This window comes from Umezawaea endophytica, from assembly GCF_025061645.1.
In the GTDB taxonomy this organism is placed as follows: domain Bacteria; phylum Actinomycetota; class Actinomycetes; order Mycobacteriales; family Pseudonocardiaceae; genus Umezawaea; species Umezawaea endophytica.
Window position 1 is genome coordinate 363399 of record NZ_JANYMP010000002.1, and the last position, 21413, is coordinate 384811.

A 21413-nucleotide genomic window follows, 5' to 3' on the forward strand; every position below is an offset into this window, starting at 1 on the left:
CGGGCTGCCGCGCGGCAACATCTTCCACGGCGACCTCGCGTGGCCGTTCGCGGAGGATGGCGAGGCGGGTGGCTGGGGCGTGGAGACCGACGTGGCCAACGTGTTCGTCTGCGGCGCGGGTGCGCGGCGCGGCGGTGGGGTCAGCGGCATCGGCGGTCACAACGCGGCTATGGCGGTGCTGGACGCGCGACGAGCAGCGATCCGCTGACGGCCTGCCTCGCCTTGTGGCGGGGTGGTGGGGTCAGCGGGATCGGTGGTCGCAACGCGGCTATGGCGCTGCTCGGCGCGCGACGAGCGGCGACTCGCTGACGGCCTGCCTCGCCTTGTGGCGGGGTGGTGGGGTCAGCGGGATCGGTGGTCACAACGCGGCTATGGCGCTGCTCGGCGCGCGACGAGCGGCGACTCGCTGACGACCTGCCCCGTCTCGTGGCGCGGTGGCGAGCTGCCCCGGCTCGCTCCTCGGCACCTGTCCCGGCTTGCTCAGCAGCTCGTTCCTCGGTGCGGGCCGAGATCGACGCGGTTCGCGCGCACGGCCGAGCGGCGGGAGACGCCCGAGCTGCGGCCCGAAGACGCGGGCCGGTCCGGATCATGGGTCGCCGTGTCGCCCGTGTCGCCCGTGTCGCCGGGTCGTCCGCGGTGTGCGGGCGGACGACCCGGCGGCACGAGGGTTCAGTCGTGCTCGCCCACGTAGGCGATGTCGAACGGGGCGTTCACCGGGGCGCCTGCCGCGGTGTAGCACTGGACGGTGGCGGTCACGCCGGTCCAGTAGGCGATGGCGCACGAGTCGGAAGTCGTGTCGTAGGCCGTGACCTGGAAGTCGCCGCCGGTCAGCAGCAGCGACGGGGTCAGGGCGCGGGTGCCCGGCATCGGGGTGGTGATGGTCCACGTCGGTAGCGGGTAGGCCCAGGTGGTGGGGGCGCTGGGGACGGTGCTGATCCAGCCGTAGGCGGAGACGAGGCCGGGTGAGGGGTTCTTGTCGCCGACGACGTTGCCCTTGTCGACGAAGGTGACGTTGAAGTCGCCGTCGGCAGGCGCCCCGGTCGGGGTGAAGCAGCGGACAAGCACGTGGTGGTAGATCGTGTCGGGGTACCAGTCGGCGGTCTTGCACCACGTGTTCGTCTGCCCGGTGGCGGTGACCAGGACGGTGCCGCCCGCGTTGCCGCCCAGCGCCTTGAAGGAGACCTTGTACTGCCCGAGGACCTCCCGCGCGTGCACGACGGCGTTGGTGGTGGAGTTGTGCGCGGTGACCGTGCCGTTGTTGGTCGCGCGGTAGCCGAACCCGTAGTAGCTGCTCCGCAGGTTGGTGAACGAGGCCGTGAACGTGCTGTCGACCAGCGCGCCGCCGAAGGTGTAGCAGCGGACGGTCAGGTACTGCCCGTCGACGGTCGGGGTGGTGACGGTGTTCTTGCAGCGCGTCCGGTTGTCGTAGCCGTAGGCGGTCACGTGCGTGATGCCCGCGGTGGCGGACATCCCTTCGACGAACACGGTGTACGTGCCCACCCCGACGTGCCGGACCAGGTTGGCCGGGCCGCCGGTGGCGGAGCTGTACTGGTACGGGGCACTGGGCGAGTACCACTCGCCGACGACGTGGGCCGGGTCGTTCGCCCACACCCAGCCGTAGCCCTCGGTCGTCGCCGCTGCCGCGTCGGCGCAGGTCACGGCTTTCATCCGGCCATCGGTCACGCACGTGGCCGGTGCCGCGGCGGCCTGTGGCGCGACTGTCGCCACGAGGCTCAGCACGAGGCCTGCCAGCAGGATGGATCTGTTCGCTCTCACGGTTCCCCTCCAGCGCGGTATTTCCGGTCGGCCACCAGACTCCGCACGGGTGTCAGGGTTGGATCAGCGTGCGCTCAAGATCACGGGGGTCCGGTGGAGTCGGAGGGCAGGCGGCTGCTGGCGCGTCGCGGTGTGCGGGCCGCGCTGGACTGGATCGAACGAGTGCCCGTGGCCGAGCGCTCGACGGAGGTGCACTGCCTGCACGCGGAGGTGTTGGCGCTGGCGGGTGACCTTGACGCGGCGGCCGCGATCTGCCTGCCGCTGGCGGACGGGGGCGCTCCCGACGTGGCGCGGCTGCTGGGGCACCTGGAGTACCGGCGGGGCAGGCCGCGGCAGGCGTTGGAGTGGTACGCGAAGGGGCCGCCGGACGCGCTGCTGCTGGCGTGGACGGCGACGGCGCACTGGGCGATCGGCGACGAGGCGAAGTGCCGCGAGCACGCGGACCGGGCGTGGCTGGCCGCGACGGAGTCGGGCGACCGGCGGGCCATGGTGGCCAGTCACGTGGCGCTCGGGTTCGCGGCGGAGATGGTCGGGGACTGCGCGGCGGAGCAGCACCACTACGAGAAGGCGTTGGCACTGGCGGAGGCCGCGGGGGACCGGGTCGAGTCGGCGCGGATGCGGACCAACCTGTCGTCGCGGCTGCTCGGCGAGGCGCGGTACGCCGAAGCCGCCGCGATGGCGGACCTGGCGGTGGCGCAGGCCGAGGAGGTCGGCTACCTGACCGTGCTCGGCATCGCGCTCTGCAACGGCGGGGACGCGCTCCTGCGGCTGGGCGACCTGGACGCGGCGTGCGACCGGTTCGACCGCGCGCTGGCCGTGGAGCACACGGTCGGGTCGCAGCGGTTGGCGTACCCGCTGGCGGGCTTGGGCGACGTGCACCGGGTGCGCGGTCGGACGAGCCTGGCCATGGCGTCCTACGAGGAGGCGATCCGGGTCTGCGGCGCCGAGGGCGACCGTCAGGGGTTGGTGCCCGCGCTCGTCGGGCTGGCGCTGCTGGTGGCGTCGCAGGACCCGAGCACAGCGGCTGACCTGGCTGAACGGGCGCACAGCTCCGCCGTGGGGCCCGCCGTGATCCGCACCCTGTTGGCGCTGGGCTGGGCGGCCGAGCGGGGCGGCGACCACCAGCGGGCCGCCGACCTCGCCACGCGGACCGCGGAGAAGGCACGCCTGCACCGGGACCGCGCCCGGCTGGCGGAAGCCCTGGAACTGCTGGCCACCGCCCGGCCCGCGAAGGCGAGGACCGCGCTCGTGGAGGCGAAGGCGATCTGGCGCGAGACCGGCGCCGTGGTGGACGGTCTGCGGATCACCGTGCTGCTGGGCGCGGTGCCGCACGCGTCCGCGGCCGAGCGCGCGGACGCCAGGGCGGCTGGGGAATCCCTCGCGGCTCGGGGGATCCCGTCACCGGTCGACCCCGTGGTGATCCGCACGCTCGGCCGGTTCGAGGTCCGGGTCGCGGGGGAGCCGCTGCCGAGGTCCGTGTGGCAGTCGCGCAAGGCGAGGGACCTGCTGCGGATACTGGTGGTCCGCCGCGGCCGCGGGATCGCCCGCGACGAGTTGGCCCGCCTGCTGTGGGCCGACGACTCCGACCGGGTCGGCCACCGGCTCTCCGTCGCCCTGTCGACGGTCCGCTCCGTCCTGGACCCGGCGGGCGACCTCGTGCTGGCGGACCAGCACACCGTGGCGCTGGACACGGGTCGGGCCGCGATCGACCTGGAGGACTTCCTGGCGGACGCCCAGGAGGGGCTGCGGACGGGCGACAAGGCGACCCTGGTCGCCGCCGAGGCGGCGTACACGGGCGACCTGTTCGAGGACGAGCCGTACGACGACTGGGCCGTGGCCCTGCGCGAGGAGGCGCGCGCGGTGTACCTGCGGGTGGCCCGCACGCTGGCGACCCGAGCGTCCGACGTCGACGAGGCCGGGTACTACCTGCAACGCCTGCTGGCCAAGGACCCCTACGACGAGCAGGCCCACCTCGCCCTGGTCGAGGCCCTGACCGCGGCGGGCAGGCACGGTGCCGCGATCAGGGCGAGGACGCGCTTCACCGAGGCGATGGGCTCCCTGTCCTAGTGGCCACGCCGTCCTGGGGGCCACGCTGTCGGAGAGACCACGCCGTCGGAGAGCCATGCCGTCCTGGAGCCACGCTGTTCTGCCCAGAGGGCGAGCTTGGCGACGTTTCGGTTCCGCGGCTCCCTCGTTCCCGCAAGTGCGGCCTTCGACCGAGGGACAGGTCTAGCCCCGGTGCTCCAGCCGCACGACGATCGACTTGGACGTCGGCGTGCCGGACGTCGTGGCCGTGGAGTCCAGCGGTACCAGCGAGTTCGCCTCCGGGAAGTACGCGGCGGCGCAGCCGACGGCCGTCGGGTACGAGACGATCCGGAACGACTCGGCGCGCCGTTCGGTGACGCCGGTCGGGTCTTCCGGCCACTCGCTGACGATGTCGACGACCTCGCCGTCGGCGAAGCCGAGCGACGTCAGGTCGTCCGGTGCGACGAACACGACCCGCCGTCCGTCCTTCACACCGCGGTAGCGGTCGTCCAAGCCGTAGATCGTGGTGTTGTACTGGTCGTGGCTGCGCATGGTCTGGAGCAGCAACCGGCTTTCCGGCACGTGCAGCACGGTCAGCTCGTTCGCGGTGAAGTTCGCCTTGCCGGACTTGGTGGCGTTGAACTCCCGCGCGTCACGGGGGGCGTGGGGCAGGACGAACCCGTCCGGCTGCCGGACCCGCGCGTTGTAGTCGGAGCAGCCGGGCACGACGTTGGCGATGCGGTCGCGGATGGCGTCGTAGTCCTTCTCGAACTCCTCCCACGGCACGGGGTGTTCGCCGCCGAGGACCTCGCGGGCCAGGCGGCAGACGATCGACACCTCGGACAGCAGGTGGTCGCTCGCGGGCGCGAGCCTGCCGCGGGAGCGGTGCACGACGGACATCGAGTCCTCGACGGTGACGAACTGCTCGCCGGAGTGCTGGAGGTCGCTCTCGGTGCGCCCCAGCGTCGGCAGGATCAGCGCCACCTTGCCGGTGACGAAGTGCGACCGGTTGAGCTTGGTCGACACGTGCACGGTCAGGTCGCAGCCGCGCAGGGCCTTCTCGGTCACGGGCGTGTCCGGCGAGGCGGAGGCGAAGTTGCCGCCCACGGCGAAGAAGACGCGGGCGTCGCCGTCGCGCATGGCGCGGATCGCCGCCACGGTGTCGAACCCGTGCTTGCGCGGCACCCGGATGGAGAACTCCTGCTCCAGCGCGGACATGAACTTCTCCGGCATCTTCTCCCAGATGCCCATGGTCCGGTCGCCCTGCACGTTGGAGTGCCCGCGCACCGGGCACAGGCCCGCGCCGGGCTTGCCGATCATGCCGCGCAGCAGCACCACGTTGGTGATCTCCTGGATGGAGGGCACCGAGTGCTTGTGCTGCGTCAGGCCCATCGCCCAGCAGACGATCGTCCGCTCCGAGTCCGCGAACATCCGCGCGACCTTGGTGATCTGCTCGCGCGACAGCCCGGTCGCGGTGTCGACCGACGCCCAGTCGACCTCGGTGACGTGCGCCTTGTAGTCCTCGAAGCCGTGGGTGTACTTCGCGATGAAGTCGCGGTCCTCCGCGCCCCACGACAGCAGCAGGCTGCCGATCGCCTGGAACAGCGCCTGGTCGCCACCGAGCTTGATCTGCACGAACTCGTCGGCCAGCGGCGTGCCCTTGCCGACCAGGCCGCGCACGTTCTGCGGGTTCTTGAACCGCATCAGCCCGGCCTCGGGCAGCGGGTTGATCGCGATGATCTTCGCGCCGTTGCCCTTCGCCTCCTCCAGCGCGGACAGCATCCGCGGGTGGTTCGTGCCGGGGTTCTGGCCCATGACGACGATCAGGTCGGCACCGTGGACGTCGTTGATGCTGACCGAGCCCTTGCCGATGCCGGTGGTCGCGCTGAGCGCGGCGCCGGAGGACTCGTGGCACATGTTCGAGCAGTCCGGCAGGTTGTTCGTGCCGTAGGACCGGACCAGGAGCTGGTAGAGGAACGCGGCCTCGTTGCTGGTGCGGCCGGACGTGTAGAACACGGCCTGGTCCGGGCTCGCCAGCCCGTTGAGCTGCTCGGCGACCAGCCGGAGCGCCGCGTCCCAGGCGATCGGCTCGTAGTGCGTGGCGCCTTCGCGCAGCACGAACGGCTCGGTGATCCGACCCTGCTGGCCGAGCCAGTAGTCGGTCTTCTCGCCCAGGTCGGTGATGGTGTGCTCGGCGAAAAACTCACGCCCGACGCGCCGCCTGGTCGCTTCCTCGGCGACGGCCTTGGCCCCGTTCTCGCAGAACTCCGCCAGCTTGCGGTGCCCCTGCGGCTCCGGCCACGCGCAGCCGGGGCAGTCGAAGCCCTCGCGCTGGTTCAGCAGCCGCAGCGTGCTGGCCGTCCGCGTCACGCCCATCTGCTCGACACCGCGTTTCAGCGAGACCGCGACACCGGGGATGCCCGCGGCCCACCCCTTCGGCTTCGTCACGTCGAGTTGCGACTCGTCGACATCCTGCTGCGGTGGCTTCCGGGTCATGCCTCCAAGTATGTATCCGCTGAAATCGCGGGGCAGGTCGTGTCGCTGTGATGTTGGTTGACGTGTCGACCAAAAACCAGCGGTCCCCTCACCGCCGCGTGCCGGGAGAGCGCGGCGATGGGGGACCGCGACTGGCTCGCCGAGAGAGGCGGAGCGGACCGCTGCCACGGGCTCCAAGGGGTTCGGTTGAGTCCGTGAATCCGACTTCTACGCCTTCTGAGCTGGCCAATCCTGTTGAGTGTGAACTGAGTCATATGGCAACGACAGCATCCGTTCGGGTGACCTCAGCCGGGGCAGGTGTTGATGGTCGGCATCGGCTTGGACGGGTCGAAGTAGTCGTCCGGCTTGCCGTCCACCAGCGTCGAGACGTGCGTCGACCGCGGCTCGGTGAACGACGGCGCGAGGAAGCCCTCGCGCGAGGCCGCGCAGCCGATCGAGTAGCTGTGCTCGGTCGAGGGGCCGGACCACATGCCCTGGCTCTCGGCGCGGAACGTCGGCCCCGACCGCATGATGTAGTCGTACTGGATCCGGGTCACCGCGACGATGTCCATCGGACCGTTCAGCTTCCCGACGTCGTCGGTCGAGAACGCGTAGGCGAACACGTAGTCGGTGTGCACCACCAGTTCGCCCGCGCTCTTCGCCTCGATCGTCATCTTGCCGCTCACCTTCGGCTGGACGGGCAGCAGCGCCGTTCCCGGAGCGATCCTGGTCGCGACCAGGCCCGCCTCGTCGTCGCGGCCGCCCGCGAACAGCGGGCGCAGCCCCTCCTGGTCGTCCAGCGCGAACAGGCCGAGCAGCGGTTCCACGTCGTGGCCCTCCACCACCCTGCGGTCGAGCCGGGCGGCGACCACGGCGGTGCGGGCCTTCGCGTACGCCTCGGCGACCTGCTCCGCGCTGAACGTCCCGATCGCCGCGGCCGGGGGGACGACCAGGCCCGCCTCGCCGTCGGGCCAGTAGGTGGCGGGCGTGCCGCGGAACGGGTCGGTCAGGTCCACCTTCGTGATCGCCGTCGGCGACGCCGCGGGAGCCGGTTCGGTCGTGGGTCCCAGCGTGGCGCGGAGCCCGACCCCCAGCGCGACGACGGCCAGCAGCGCGAGGCCCGTGACGACCTTGTTGCCGTGCCGGACCAGCCAGGTTCTTCGGCGGACCCGGCGGACCTCGCTCGCGAGGCGGCCGATCACCGCCCGCGGCCACCCTGGGTGGCTCTCCACGCACTGCGCTCTCACGTCAACTCCCCCGTAGCCACCCGTCATTGGACGATCGGACGACGGGGCACGGGCGTTAGCAGGTATGTGGGAGTAAGTCGATAGCGAAGGGTTCGTAGACTCATGGTGTGACCGAATCCAGCACCACTCCACAGCGTCCCGAACTCCCCGCGGCGTGGCAGCCGTCCGAGGTAGAGGCGGAGCTGTACCAGGGCTGGGTCGACCACGGCTACTTCACCGCCGACGTGACCAGCGACAAGCCGCCGTTCACGATCGTGCTGCCCCCGCCGAACGTCACCGGCAGCCTCCACATGGGCCACGCGCTCAACCACAGCGTCATGGACGCCCTCACCCGCAGGCGCCGGATGCAGGGGTACGAGGTCCTGTGGCTGCCCGGCATGGACCACGCGGGCATCGCGACGCAGAACGCCGTGGAGCGCGACCTGGCCAACAACGGGCTCTCCCGCAACGACCTCGGCCGGGAGAAGTTCGTCGAGCGCGTGTGGGAGTGGAAGGACGAGTACGGCGGCAAGATCCTCGACCAGATGCGCCGCCTCGGCGACGGCATCGACTGGACCCGCGAGCGGTTCACCATGGACGAGGGCCTGTCCCGCGCCGTCCAGACGATCTTCAAGAAGATGTTCGACGACGACCTGATCTACCGCGCCGAGCGCATCATCAACTGGTGTCCGCGCTGCCAGACCGCACTGTCGGACATCGAGGTCGAGCACTCCGACGACGACGGCGAACTCGTGTCCATCCGCTACGGCGAGGGCGCGGACTCGATCGTCGTCGCGACCACCCGCGCGGAGACGATGCTCGGCGACACGGCCGTCGCCGTGCACCCCGATGACGAGCGGTACGCGCACCTGATCGGCACCGAGGTCGAGGTGCCGCTGACCGGCCGCCGCGTGCCGATCGTGGCCGACGAGCACGTCGACCCGAAGTTCGGCACCGGCGCGGTCAAGGTGACGCCCGCCCACGACCCGAACGACTTCGAGATCGGCCAGCGCCACGGCCTGCCGAACCTGACCGTCATGGACGGCCGGGGCGTCATCACCGTGCGCGGCCCGTTCGAGGGCCTCGACCGCTTCGAGGCGCGTCCCGCCGTGGTCGCCGCGCTGCGCGACCAGGGCCGGATCGTCGCCGAGAAGCGCCCGTACGTGCACTCGGTCGGCCACTGCGAGCGCTGCGGCACGGTCGTCGAGCCGCGCCTGTCGCTCCAGTGGTGGGTCAAGGTCGAGGGCATCGCCAAGGCCGCGGGTGACGCCGTCCGCGACGGCCGCACCACCGTGCACCCCGCCGAGCTGGGCAAGCGCTACTTCGACTGGGTCGACAACCTGCACGACTGGTGCATCTCGCGCCAGCTCTGGTGGGGCCACCGCATCCCGGTCTGGTACGGCCCGGCGGGCGAGGTCGTCTGCGTCGGACCGGACGAGCAGCCGCCGTCCGGCGACGGCTGGCGCCAGGACGAGGACGTGCTCGACACGTGGTTCTCGTCCGGCCTCTGGCCGTTCTCGACGCTGGGCTGGCCGGACAAGACGGCCGACCTGGCCAAGTTCTACCCGACCTCCGTGCTGTCGACGGGCTACGACATCCTCTTCTTCTGGGTCACCAGGATGATGATGTTCGGCCTGTACGCGATGGACGAGGTCCAGCCGTTCGACCACGTGTACCTGCACGGCCTGATCCGCGACGCCAACGGCAAGAAGATGTCGAAGTCGCGCGGCAACGGCATCGACCCGCTCGCCTGGATCGACAGCTACGGCGCCGACGCCACCCGGTTCACGCTGCTGCGCGGCGCGAACCCCGGCTCGGACCTCGCCGTCGCCGAGGAGTGGGCGGCGGGCGCCCGCAACTTCACCACGAAGCTGTGGAACGCCACCAGGTTCGCGCTCTCCAACGGCGCCACGGTCGACCGGCCGCTGCCCGCCCGCGACGCGCTGACCGACGCGGACCGCTGGATCCTGGACCTGCTCGACCAACTGGTGTCCGATGTGGACGGCCAGTTCGAGGGCTTCCAGTTCGCCAAGCTGTCCGAGGCGCTCTACCACTTCACCTGGGACGAGTTCTGCGACTGGTACCTGGAGCTGGCGAAGGTCCAGATCGCCGAGGGCGGCGAGCGGGCCGAGGCGACCCAGTCGGTGCTCGGGCACGTGCTCGACGTCGTGCTGCGGCTGCTGCACCCGTTGACCCCGTTCATCACCGAGACGCTGTGGAAGACGCTGACCGGTGGTGAGTCGCTCGTCATCAGCGAGTGGCCGAAGCCGTCCGGTGTCGAGCGCGACGCCGTGGCCGCCGAGCGGGTCGAGGGGCTGAAGAAGCTCGTCACGGAGATCCGCCGCTTCCGCTCCGACCAGGGCCTGCGGCCGACGCAGAAGGTGGCGGGCAAGGTGCGCGGCGCGTGCTGCGTCGACCTGCTCGACCAGGTGTCGTCGGTGAAGGCGCTGACCAGGATGACCGAGCCCGGCGACGACTTCGCCGTGTCCGCGTCGCTGGAGGTCGGCCTGCCCAAGGGCACCGTGAAGGTCGAGCTGGACACGTCCGGCACGATCGACGTGGTCGCCGAGCGCAAGCGGATGACCAAGGACCTCGCGGTCGCGGAGAAGGAACGCGCGCAGTGCGAGGGGAAGCTGAACAACCCCGCGTTCACCGACAAGGCGCCCGCGGACGTCGTGGCCAAGATCCAGGCCCGCCTGGCGGCCGCGAACGCCGACATCGACCGACTGAACGCGCGCATCGCCGCTCTGCCGGAGGCGAAGTGAGCTCGGACCCGGCGGCGCTGGAAGCACTCGGCGCCGTCGAGTCGGAGCTGGACAAGCGCTGGCCCGAGACGAAGATCGCGCCGTCGCTCGACCGCATCAGGGCGTTGACGCACGTGCTGGGCGACCCCCAGCACTCCTACCCGGTCATCCACATCACCGGGACCAACGGGAAGACGTCGACCTCGCGGATGATCGACGCGCTGCTGTCCCGCATCGGGCTGCGCACGGGCCGCTACACGAGCCCGCACCTCCAGCTCGCGACCGAGCGGATCAGCGTCGACGGCGAGCCGATCTCGCCGGAGCGGTACGTCGAGGTGTACCGGGACATCGAGCCCTACCTGTCCATGGTGGACGGTCAGCACGACGTGCCGATGTCGAAGTTCGAGGTCCTCACCGGGATGGCGTTCGCGGCGTTCGCGGACGCCCCGGTTGAGGCCGCGATCGTCGAGGTCGGGATGGGCGGGAGCTGGGACGCGACCAACGTCGCGGACGGCAGGATCGCCGTCGTCACGCCGATCGGCGTCGACCACGTCGAGTACCTGGGGCCGGACGTCGAGGGCATCGCGCGGGAGAAGGCCGGGATCATCAAGGCGGGCTCCGTCGCGATCCTCGCCGAGCAGACCAACGAGGTGGCCCGGATCCTGATCGAACGGGCGACCGAGGTGGACGCCATGGTCGCCCGCCAGGGCCTGGAGTTCGGCGTGCTGGACCAGGCCGTGGCCGTCGGCGGGCAGGTGCTGAAGCTCCAGGGCCTCGGCGGCGTCTACGACGACGTGTTCCTGCCGCTGCACGGCGCGCACCAGGCGTCCAACGCCTCGCTCGCGCTCGCGGCCGTCGAGGCGTTCTTCGGCGCGGGCAAGGAACAGCCGCTCGACGTCGAGGCCGTCCGCGAGGCGTTCGCCTCCGTGACCTCGCCCGGCAGGCTGGAACGGGTGCGCTCCGCGCCGACCGTCCTGGTCGACGCCGCGCACAACCCGCACGGCGCCACGGCTCTGGCCACCGCGCTGCGCGACGAGTTCGGCTTCCGCAAGCTCATCGCCGTCGTCGGCGTGATGGACGACAAGGACGCGGCGGGCATGCTCGCCGCGTTGGAGCCGGTCGTCCACGAGATCGTGGTGACCAGCAACTCCTCGCCGCGCGCGATGGACGCGGACACGTTGGGCGACCTCGCGATGGAGGTGTTCGGCGAGGAGCGGGTGTTCGTGCAGCCGTCGCTGGCCGACGCCATCGAGGAGGCCGTCCTGCGCACCGAGGAGGACGACGAGGAGGGCGTGGTGTCCGGCGGCGGCGTGATCGTCACCGGCTCCGTCGTCACGGCAGGCGAGGCCCGCGCGCTGTTCGGCAAGGAGCCGTCATGACCACCCCACCGGTGAAGCCGCCGCCCAAGGACCCGATGAAGGCGTTCCGCGGCATCACCGCGGGCACGCTGATCATCGAGGTGATCGTGGTGGCGCTCGCCCTTCCGGTGATCGCCAAGCTCGGCGGCGGCTTCAGCACCGCCGCGGGCGCGCTGGCCTTCGCCCTGATCGTGGGCCTCATCGCCACGTGCGCGCTGCTCAAGCACAAGTGGAGCTTCTGGCTCATCGTCGGCCTGCACGTGGTCATGGTCGCGTCGTGGTTCGCCCTCACCGCGCTCGGCGCGGTCGGCGTGGTGTTCAGCCTCGTGTGGGCGTGCGTCTTCTGGATGCGCCGCGACCTCGCCAAGCGCATGGCCGAAGGCCGCCTGCCCAGCCAACAGGTCTGAGGGTTCACCCGCCGGTGTTCGACAAGCGGTCGGACACCGGCGCGGATCTCAGCCCAGGGTGAGTGACACGTCGCCCTTTCGGGCCGCTTCATCGCTGAACGAGATCTTGCCGCGATGCGTCACCTCGACCTGGTAGATCTCGTCCCCGGCGGGAACCTCGGGCACGGCAAACCGGAAACTGCACACGCCGCCCACGTAGTCCGAATCCTTCAGGACACCCAGCGCCACGGCTTTGCCCGAGGCGTTGTACACCGTCACTTGTGAGCCTTCGGCGATGTCGTCGTAGCCGCGGTATCCCTCGCACTCGCCCTTGACGGCCGCGCCCGTCGCGCTCTTCATCAGGGCGAAGTGGCCTTTCAGTTCGAACGCCTGAGGTTCACTCGGCAACGGCGGTTCATCCTTCCCGCCGAAGATCAGGATCGCGCCGACCGCGAGGACCAGTGCCAACGCCGTCCCGCCGATGAACAAACCGAAGGTTCCGCGCTGGGATGGGGCCGCTGCCTGGACGTGTTCGTCGTCCAGAGCCGCCTGCGGAGCGTCGTTTGGCGGTGTGGCGGGGGTGCTCATGCTGTTCTCCGAAGGAAGCCGGGCTGGTAACTGTCGTAGTCGAACCGAGCCCGAAGTCCGTTACGCACCGCATCCGTCCCCGGATCTGAGGGGCCGACCATGTCCACCGCGCGATCCGGGGAATTCCCACCGGTTGCGCGGCGCATCGGTGTGCTGTTCACGAAAACCGTTCTGCTAAAAGGGAATGAGGGCCTACGAAAGATCCTTGTGCGCTGAACCCCTGCCCCTTCGCTGACGGGGCACATAGGGTGTTCCGGTGCCCATCGCGTTCGACACCGCCGGTTTTCAGCAGCACGACCAGACCACCTGGTTCAACCCCTCGACGAACGACCAGGTGAGCCTGAACTACTTCGAGCAGGTGCCCGACCTGCCCGCAGCGCTGGACGACATCGCGTCGTTGCGGCACGGGCTCGCGCACCTGACGAGCGAGGTCGGCTGTCTGGTCGAGGCGCACGTCGTCCACCTGGGGCAGGTTCCCTCGCTGCTCCAGATAGTCAAGCTGCCGATACCGAACCAGCCGAGCGGGCAGGCGTTCCTGGCGTCGTTCACGGTGCCGAAGGCGAACGCGAGCGCGGTGCTGAAGTTCCAGGCGGTCGAGCAGGGCATGACCGGGATGCGCGAAGCCGTGCTGATGGCACAGGTCGGGTTCGACAACTGGTTCCAGCCGCACCCGTACGCCCCCGAGGTGCAGGGGAAGCTGCCGTTCCACGTCGGCGACGACCCGCGCTTCGACGCGCAGTTCCCGCAGCACCCGCTGTCGCGGGCCCGTGCCTGGGCGCACCACGTGGCGCGGACCGGCCAGGTCGACCCGCGGTTCGCCGCGCTGCCCGCCTTCGAGTCCGCGCCCGAGGTCGGCGCCGCGCTGACGACCGTCGTGCCCGGCCTGCCGATCGGTGGCTACCTGCCGCTGTGGATGGATGACGACGACGTCAGCTACTGGCGGATGAGCGACCCGGACACGGTGCTGAGCACGCTCGGCAAGGGCGCGCTGGCCCGCACCCCGGTGCTGGAGAACAGGTTCCGCGACCTCGTCGCGCTCGACCAGACCAGTTCGACGATCATGCTCACCAACCGCTACCGCGACGAGCACGGCGGCGTGTCCGGTCCGGCCACCCCGCTGGTGCGGGTCCCCGAGGGCGAGGCCCGTGCCGCGGTGACGGCCGAGACGGTGCTGGAGGCGTTCCGCTGGGTCGGTCTCGCGTCCGAGGCGGCGGCGGACCGCGGCGAGTACGTCGCCGTCGAGGCGGGCGGCATCACCCACCGCGAGAAGCCGTACGTGCTGATGGTCGTGAAGCAGCACAACGGCCAGCGGATCTCGGTCGTGGAGACGTCCCCGGTGCCCGACGACGCGCCGATCTGGCACGACCAACTGGTCCACGAGGCCGCGACCGGCCAGACCATGAGCGGCCCGGCGACGCCCGAGACCATTCGCGGCGGTGGTCTGCTCGCCATGTACGCCACGACCACCTGGGACGTCCACCCGTCGCGACTGGCCCTCTCGTTCGGCCCGATCCCGTAGTCGCAAGTATTTTCAGCTCATCGGCGCTTGTTGGACCAATCCTGTCGTGGTGAGGTGCAAGCGCTCGGACTGAGTCCGGGTGATTGCAAGTTCTTGCGACAAGGAGGTCGCCGTGCGCCGCGTCTTCGCTGCACTGGTGTCGTTGCTGCTCATCCCGTTGGTGCCGGTGGAATCCGCCGCCGCGCCCGCGGTCTCCCGGTTGGCGATCGGAGCAGTGGGCGACCTCGCGGCGGGGGTTCGGAGTGGTGATCAGCGGCTCGCGCGCAACGCCTTGCGGGACGACCTCGTGGGCGAGCGGTTCTACTTCGTCATGCCGGACAGGTTCGCCAACGGCGACCCGCGCAACGACCGCGCCGGGCAGCCGGACGACCGGCTGAAGTCGGGGTTCGACCCGTCCGACAAGGGCTTCTACCACGGCGGTGACCTGGCCGGACTGCGTGACAAGCTCGGCTACCTCGACGGCATGGGGATCACCGCGATCTGGATGACCCCGATGTTCGCGAACCAGTGGGTGCAGGGCAGCGGTGTCGACGCGTCCGCCGGGTACCACGGCTACTGGACCACCGACTTCACCCGGCTCGACCCGCACTTCGGGACGACGCGGGAGATGAAAGAGCTGATCAAGGACGCCCACCGCCGTGGCATCAAGGTGTTCTTCGACATCGTCGCCAACCACACCGCCGACGTCATCGACTACGCCGAGGGCAAGCACGAGTACGTGAGCACCGGAGCCGTGCCGTACCTGGACTCCGACAACAAGCCCGTCGACATCAAGGCGCTCGCGGGATCGCGGGACTTCCCGGAGCTGGACGCCGCGAAGTCCTTCCCCTACACGCCGGTCGCGAAGCCGGGCGTGCGCAAGACCCCGGACTGGCTCAACGACCCGACGCTCTACCACAACCGAGGCGACTCGACGTTCAGCGGCGAGTCCAGCGAGTACGGCGACTTCTCCGGTCTCGACGACCTGATGACGGAGAACCCGAAGGTCGTCAACGGCATGAAGGACATCTTCACCAGTTGGATCGACACCCTCGACATCGACGGCTACCGGGTCGACACGGTCAAGCACGTCAACATGGAGTTCTGGCAGGCGCTCGCGCCGCACGTGAAGGCGTACGCGGCCAAGCGCGGCAAGGAGGACTTCTTCGTCTTCGGCGAGGTCTTCAGCTCCGACCCGACCCTGACCTCCGCGTACACCACGACCGGGAAAATGCAGGCCAGCCTGGACTTCCCGTTCCAGAGCGGCGCGGTGAACTTCCTGGCGGGCAAGGGTTCCGCCCGCTTGGGCGAGGTGCTGCTGGCCGACGACCAGTACACCGACGCCGACTCCAACGCCTCGTCGCTGCCGACGTTCCTGGGCAACCACGACATGGGCCGGGTCGCGTGGATGCTGCGCACCGAACGGCCGGGCGTCGGCGAGGACGAGCTGCTGAACCGGTTGAAGCTCGGCAACGCGCTGATGTACCTGTGGCGCGGGAACCCGGTGGTCTACTACGGCGACGAGCAGGGCTTCGCGGGTGGTGGCGGCGACAAGCTCGCCCGGCAGGACCTGTTCGCCAGCAGGACGCCCGAGTACGCGGCCGAGAACCTGGTCGGCAGCGACCGCACGGGCGCGCAGGACAACTTCCGCACCGACTCGCCTCTCTACCGGCAGTTGGCGTCGCTGGCGGAGTTCGTCGACGGCGACCCGGTGTGGCGCAAGGGGAACCAGGTGCTCCGGTACGCCGAGGGCGACGTGGTGGCGTTCAGCCGCGTGGCCGCCGCCGAGCAGACCGAGCACGTGGTGGTCGCGAACGCCGGTCTGGCCGCGACGACCGTGGACGTGCCCGTTGCCGCGTCGGCGTTCCGGACCGTGTGGCCGACGACCGGCGCCGGTCCGACGCGGGTGGACGGCAAGGTGCGGGTGACCGTGCCGCCGCTGTCCGCGCTGGTGCTCAAGGCGACCGGCAGGCTCCCCGCGTCGACGTCGATCCCGACGCTGGTCGCCCCGCCGGTGGGAACCGTGCTGGACCAGCGGGTCGAGCTGCGGGCCGACGGCATCACGTCGCCGTTCGCACAGGCCAGTTTCGCCGCCAAGGTCGAGGGGCGGCGGGAGTGGACGGCGCTCGGCACGGACGACGCCGCGCCGTATCGGGTGTTCGCCGACTTCGCGAAGCTGCCGGGCGCGGCCGTGGGCAAGAAGGTGGAGCTGCGGGTCGTCACCAAGGACGCCGCCGGACGGCTCGCCGCCGACGGCGCGACCGTGACGCTGGCCGCCGCGCCGCCCGTGGAGGAGCCCGGCGGCGCGCAGAGCCCGGACTGGCTGGTCGTGCACTACGACCGGCCCGCGGGCGACTACGACGGCTGGGGCCTGCACGTGTGGGGTGACGTCGTGGACGCGCCGACGTGGGACGCGCCCCTGCCGTTCGCGGGGCAGACGGGGTACGGCCGGTTCGCGTGGGTCAAGCTCAAGCCCGGTGCGCGGTCCGTCGGGTTCATCGCGCACAAGGGCGATGAGAAGGACACCGACGGCGACCGGTTCATCGATCCCAGCGTGACGCCGCAGGTGTGGCTCGGGCAGGGGAGGTCGACCGTGTTCGCCTCCGAGGTCGCGGCGACCGGGCAGGCCGTCGTGCACTACGCCGGGGACACCACGGGACTCGTGGCCCGCTCGGGCGGTGTGGACGTGCCGTTCTCCAACGGGGTGGCGGCGATCCCGGCGACCGCGCCCGTCGAGTTCTCCCTGGTGCGCGGCGGGACCACCGAGGTCACTGGCCGCAACGCCGGGTCGGTGTGGGTCAACGGCGGCAAGGTGTTCACCTCGCTCGCCGCTTCCGAGAACCGGGCGGTCATCCACTACCACCGGCCGGACGGCGACTACACCGACTGGGCGCTCTACCACTGGACCGGCTCGCTGGAGCCGAGTCCCGGCTGGAACCAGTCGCGGGTGCCGGACGGGTCGGACGGGTTCGGCGCGTACTGGTCGGTCCCGCTGGCGCCGGGCGCGCCAGGGCTCAGCAACATCATCCACCGCGGTGACACCAAGGACCCCGGCGCGGACCAGTTCCTGGACGTGGCGGGAACCGGGAACGAGGTGTGGTTCGTGTCCGGCTCGGCCAAGGCGGACGGCTCCGCCTCCTACGTGCTGCCCCCGTCCGTCGCACCGGCCGCGGACGACGACCTGACCAAGTCCAAGGCCATCTGGATCACGAAGGACCTGGTGGTCTGGGACGTGCCCGCCGTCTCGACCGACGGCTACCAGCTCCGCTACGGCGACCGCCAGTTCCGGCTGGTGCCCGACTCGACGCCCGTGCCCGCCCGGTTCCCGCACCTGGCCGGGAAACCCGTGTACCGGGTGCTGTCGTCCGATGTGGACAGTGCCGTGCGGGAGCGGTTGTCCGCCGTGCACGTGGACTCCTCCGGTGCGATCCGGCACCGGACCGGCGTGCAGGTCGCGGGCGCGCTGGACGACCGGTTCGCCGCCGAGGCCTCGAAGCTGACCTACGGTCCGACGTTCGCGAACGGCCGGGCGAGCGTCCGGCTGTGGGCGCCGACGGCGAAGTCTGTGCGGCTGCGCCTGTTCACCACGCCGTCCGGCGAGCCGACCCGCGTGCTGGACCTGCGGCGTGACGACGCGTCCGGCTCGTGGTCGCTGTCGGGTGACTGGAAGGACCGCTACTACCAGTTCGAGGTCACCGACGCCCGCCGCACGGTCGTCGTGACCGATCCGTACTCCCTGGCGCTGTCGGTCGACTCGACCCACTCGCAGTTCGCCGACCTGGCCGACCCGCGCACGATGCCCGCGGACTGGACCCGCGACGTGGCACGGGGTCTGGACGGCGACCCGACCGAGCACGGCATCACCGAGCTGCACGTGCGGGACTTCTCCATCGGGGACCAGACCGTCCCCCCGGCCGCGCGCGGCACGTACCAGGCGTTCACCTACCCGCGGTCGACCGGCATGACCCACCTGCGCGAGCTGGCGAAGGCGGGCATGGACACCGTGCACCTGCTGCCGACGTTCGACATCGCCACCATCCCGGAGCGCCGCGCCGACCAGCAGACCCCCGCGTGCGACCTGGCCTCGCTGCCGCCGGACTCCCCGGCGCAGCAGGAGTGCGTGGCCGCGACCGCCGCCCGTGACGGCTTCAACTGGGGTTACGACCCGTTCCACTACGACGTTCCGGAGGGCTCCTACGCGACGGCCGACGCGCAAACCGGCTGGGCCCGGTCGAAGCAGTACCGCGAGATGGTGAAGTCGTTGCACGACAACGGCAATCGGGTCGTGGTCGACGTCGTCTACAACCACACGGCCGCGGCCGGTGACGCGGCGACGTCCGTGCTCGACAAGGTCGTGCCCGGCTACTACCAGCGGCTCAACGCCGACGGCACGATCGCGAACTCCACGTGCTGCTCGAACACCGCGCCGGAGAACGCGATGATGGGCAAGCTCGTCGTCGACTCCGTCGTCCGCTGGGCCAAGCTGTACAAGGTCGACGGCTTCCGCTTCGACCTGATGGGGCACCACCCGAAGGCGAACATCCTGGCCGTGCGCGCCGCGCTGGACGCCCTGACGGTCGCGCGCGACGGCGTGGACGGCAAGAAGATCCGGGTCTACGGCGAGGGCTGGGACTTCGGCGAGGTCGCGGGCAACGCCCGGTTCGTGCAGGCCACGCAGGCGAACATGGCGGGCACCGGCATCGGCACGTTCAGCGACCGGCTGCGCGACGCGGTGCGCGGCGGCGGTCCGTTCGACGACGACCCGCGCGTGCAGGGCCTCGGCTCCGGTCTCGCGGGCGACCTGAACTCCTCGCCGAACAACGGTGACGTGCAGGCCAGGCTGCTCAACTACAGCGACCTGGTGAAGCTCGGCATGGCGGGCAACATGGCCGACTTCCGCTTCCGCTCCACGGCGGGACCGGACACCACCGGCCGCGAGGTCGGCTACAACGGCTCACCCGCCGGGTACACGGGCTCGCCGTCGGAGGCGATCACCTACGTCGACGCGCACGACAACGAGACCCTGTACGACGCGCTGGCGTTCAAGCTGCCGCCGACCACGTCGATGGCCGACCGCGTCCGCATGCAGAACGTCGCCCAAGCCCCCGTCCTGCTCGGCCAAGGGCAGCCGTTCATGCTCGCGGGCAGCGAGTTCCTGCGCTCGAAGTCGTTGGACCGCAACAGCTACGACTCCGGTGACTGGTTCAACCGCTACGACCCGTCCCTGCACGGCAACGGCTTCGGCTCGGGTCTCCCGCCCGCTCCGGACAACGAGGCCAAGTGGCCGTACTCCCAGCCGCTGCTGGCGAACCCGGCGCTGCGCCCCACGTCGGCCGACCAGCGCACCGCGCTCGACAACACCCTGGAACTGCTGCGCGTCCGCCAGTCCTCGCCGCTGTTCACCTTGAACGACAGCGCGCTGGTCCAGCAGAAGCTGACGTTCCCCGCGGCCGAACCCGGCATCGTCGTCGCCCACCTGGACGACACCGTCGGGCCGGAAGTCGATCCAGCCCGACGGGGCGTCCTGGTGATCGTCAACCCGTACCCGGTGGCCAAGCCCGTCACCCTGCCCGGCACGGGGTGGTCGGCGCACCCGCTGAGCACCGACGCCAAGGCCACCGCGCTCGACGGCGGCACGGCCACCGTGCCCGGCAGGTCGGTGGTGGTCCTGGTGCGCTGAGTCCGCGCGGGGGGTCGCGGCGGGCGGCCCCCCGTTCCGGCTACATCGTCAGGCTCCAGCGGTCGAGGTCACCGGTGCCCAGCCACATGACGTTGTACACCTGGAGCTTCCAGGTGCCCGCGCGGCTTTCGCGGGACAGGTCGAGGGTGAACGAGTAGGTGTTGTCCGGCACCGTGCCCACCACCCGTTCCTGGAGGTGGTAGGACGTGCCGTCCGGGGCGACCAGGTCCAGGGTGATGATCGGGGTGACGGTCATGTTCTTGAACCGCACGTCGACGACCGACGCGGACCGGGCGTTCCCCTGGCAGGCGGTGACCGTGATGCCCACCGTCACCGTCACCGGGACGCGGCTGACCACGGGGGTGTCGGTGTCGTTGACCTGCGTGGCGCACGGGGTCGTCGGCTCGGGCACCGGCGAGTAGGGGGCTGCGGTGTTGCGCGCGGCGTGCATCAGCATCGGCAGCGCCTTGGGCCAGAAGGTCCCGCTCTGGCACGAGTAGGCGGGGAAGAACCCGCCGCACGTCTCCTCGGGCGCCGACCCCATCTCCCACACGAAGGACGCGACGCCGAGTTCGTCGTAGACCCAGTCCTCGGTGGTGCCGGACGCGGAGTAGAGCACCTGCCCGGCCTGCCCGTACTTCCACCCTGGGCCCGCCAGTTCGGCGAAGTCCTGGGCGAGGTCCCGCAGTGCCGCGTCGTTGCCGACGCGCCGGGTGGTCGCGCCGCCGCTCCACGGGAACAGCGAGTAGTTGCCGTAGCTGTGCAGGGACAGCACCACGCCCGCGGTGTCGGTGGGCGCGGGTTGGGCGGGGTCGGTGGCGCGGCGGTCGCGGTACAGGGAGCGCCACAGCCCTTCCAACGCCCGCGTCTCCGGTTCGGAGTCGGCCGCGGGGCCCCGGTAGTCCTGGTCGCACTGCCGTTCGGAGGCGTTCTGGAGGCCCCAGTTCGAGCTGGTGTTGCGGTTGAGGTCGACCCCGTGGTGGTCGTAGGACAGCGCGCCGCAGGTGGTGCCCTGGAGGTTGGTGTCGTTGCCGTTCTTGCGGTGCGGGATCGGGGTGTCACCGCCGCGCTGGACGTTGTCCACGCCGTCGGGGTTCGCGATGGGCACGATCCAGAACTCGGTGGTGTCCAACAGGGTGGCGATCTCCGGGGCCGTGCTGCCGACGAGGTGGTCGATCCAGCGCCAGGCGATCTCGCCGGTCGTCAGCTCGCGGGAGTGGAGCTGGCCCATGACGAAGAAGCGGGGTTTGGTGGTGTTGGGGGAGAGGGCGCAGTCACCGGGTTGCCTGCGGGTGACGCAGAGGGCGCGCAGGTCGTGCCCGCCCCGGTTCTGGGTCTTCAACCAGGAATCGCCGTAGTCGACGACGGTGGCGAGGTCGGGGTGCTCGCGGGCGACCTGGTCCAAGTGCTGTTCGTGGGCGCTGACGGTGCGGTACCCGCCGTAGTAGGTGTCGGCGGTGGTGGTGAACCCGGTCCGGTCGTCCGGGGCTGCCGTTGCGGTGCCGGTGGTCACGAGCACGGCCGCGGCGCACAGCAGGGCGAGCCGTGATCTTGTGCCTTTCATCTGTCCTCTTCCTCGACGAGGGGAAGCGGCGGCGTCGAACCACTTTCCCAACATCCGCCGCCGCGGGAGCTGTCGATGTCGACAGGAAGGTCA

General features: G+C 70.7%; 11 protein-coding genes and 1 pseudogene. 7 read left to right on the forward strand and 5 right to left on the reverse strand.

What is annotated here, in order from left to right; genetic code table 11:
* A pseudogene (locus tag NZH93_RS05200) lies at window positions 1–208 on the forward strand (FAD-dependent oxidoreductase); the annotation flags it as partial.
* Window positions 209–669: 461 nt separating this feature from the next.
* Here the strand turns inward: NZH93_RS05200 and NZH93_RS05205 are convergent.
* Window positions 670–1776 carry a hypothetical protein gene (locus tag NZH93_RS05205; protein WP_259621749.1) on the reverse strand — a complete coding sequence of 369 codons (1107 nt, stop codon included), beginning with the start codon at window positions 1774–1776 and terminating at the stop codon, window positions 670–672.
* 93 nt (window positions 1777–1869) lie between these two features.
* On the opposite strand from NZH93_RS05205, the gene NZH93_RS50525 reads away from it, so the two are divergent.
* The gene (locus NZH93_RS50525) at window positions 1870–3843 is read left to right on the forward strand and encodes a BTAD domain-containing putative transcriptional regulator (protein ID WP_259621750.1); all 1974 of its coding nucleotides are present in this window, start codon (window positions 1870–1872) and stop codon (window positions 3841–3843) included.
* Window positions 3844–4005: 162 nt separating this feature from the next.
* Here the strand turns inward: NZH93_RS50525 and NZH93_RS05215 are convergent, their stop codons facing one another.
* Complete coding sequence (locus NZH93_RS05215) at window positions 4006–6297, reverse strand: FdhF/YdeP family oxidoreductase (RefSeq protein WP_259621751.1); 2292 nt, start codon at window positions 6295–6297, stop codon at window positions 4006–4008.
* Between the two features lie 284 nt (window positions 6298–6581).
* A complete protein-coding gene (locus NZH93_RS05220; protein WP_259621752.1) occupies window positions 6582–7523 on the reverse strand; it encodes a hypothetical protein in 942 nt (313 codons plus the stop codon).
* Between the two features lie 107 nt (window positions 7524–7630).
* Here NZH93_RS05220 and NZH93_RS05225 point away from each other — a divergent pair, with 107 nt between their 5' ends.
* The 3 genes from NZH93_RS05225 to NZH93_RS05235 are packed head-to-tail and all read left to right on the forward strand — an operon-like array spanning window position 7631 to window position 12011.
* Entirely contained in the window at window positions 7631–10267 is a 2637-nt protein-coding gene (locus NZH93_RS05225; RefSeq protein WP_259621753.1) for a valine--tRNA ligase, read from the forward strand.
* Window positions 10264–11625: a bifunctional tetrahydrofolate synthase/dihydrofolate synthase gene (gene folC / locus NZH93_RS05230; RefSeq protein ID WP_259621754.1), complete on the forward strand. Its 1362-nt coding sequence runs from the start codon at window positions 10264–10266 to the stop codon at window positions 11623–11625. Before NZH93_RS05225 ends, folC begins: the two co-directional genes overlap by 4 nt.
* Window positions 11622–12011 (forward strand): DUF4233 domain-containing protein, encoded by a 390-nt coding sequence (locus tag NZH93_RS05235; RefSeq protein WP_259621755.1) that lies wholly within the window; start codon window positions 11622–11624, stop codon window positions 12009–12011. Before folC ends, NZH93_RS05235 begins: the two co-directional genes overlap by 4 nt.
* A 48-nt stretch (window positions 12012–12059) precedes the next feature.
* Here NZH93_RS05235 and NZH93_RS05240 read toward each other — a convergent pair whose 3' ends face one another.
* Window positions 12060–12578 (reverse strand): hypothetical protein, encoded by a 519-nt coding sequence (locus NZH93_RS05240; RefSeq protein ID WP_259621756.1) that lies wholly within the window; start codon window positions 12576–12578, stop codon window positions 12060–12062.
* A gap of 256 nt (window positions 12579–12834) precedes the next feature.
* On the opposite strand from NZH93_RS05240, the gene NZH93_RS05245 reads away from it, so the two are divergent.
* Both NZH93_RS05245 and pulA read left to right on the forward strand, forming a co-directional pair.
* Window positions 12835–14097, forward strand: a complete 1263-nt coding sequence (locus NZH93_RS05245; RefSeq protein ID WP_259621757.1) for a hypothetical protein — start codon at window positions 12835–12837, stop codon at window positions 14095–14097.
* 112 nt (window positions 14098–14209) lie between these two features.
* Window positions 14210–19756, forward strand: a complete 5547-nt coding sequence (pulA, locus tag NZH93_RS05250; protein ID WP_259621758.1) for a pullulanase-type alpha-1,6-glucosidase — start codon at window positions 14210–14212, stop codon at window positions 19754–19756.
* 40 nt (window positions 19757–19796) lie between these two features.
* Here pulA and NZH93_RS05255 read toward each other — a convergent pair whose 3' ends face one another.
* Entirely contained in the window at window positions 19797–21320 is a 1524-nt protein-coding gene (locus NZH93_RS05255; RefSeq protein ID WP_259621759.1) for a M14 family zinc carboxypeptidase, read from the reverse strand.
* Window positions 21321–21413: the final 93 nt, after the last annotated feature.

Excerpts from the sequence above, each read along its gene's own strand:
- NZH93_RS05215 (WP_259621751.1), bottom strand. The coding sequence starts at position 6,297 with ATGACCCGGAAGCCACCGCAGCAGGATGTCGACGAGTCGCAACTCGAC.
- NZH93_RS05235 (WP_259621755.1), top strand. The coding sequence starts at position 11,622 with ATGACCACCCCACCGGTGAAGCCGCCGCCCAAGGACCCGATGAAGGCG.
- NZH93_RS05240 (WP_259621756.1), bottom strand. The coding sequence starts at position 12,578 with ATGAGCACCCCCGCCACACCGCCAAACGACGCTCCGCAGGCGGCTCTG.
- NZH93_RS05255 (WP_259621759.1), bottom strand. The coding sequence starts at position 21,320 with ATGAAAGGCACAAGATCACGGCTCGCCCTGCTGTGCGCCGCGGCCGTG.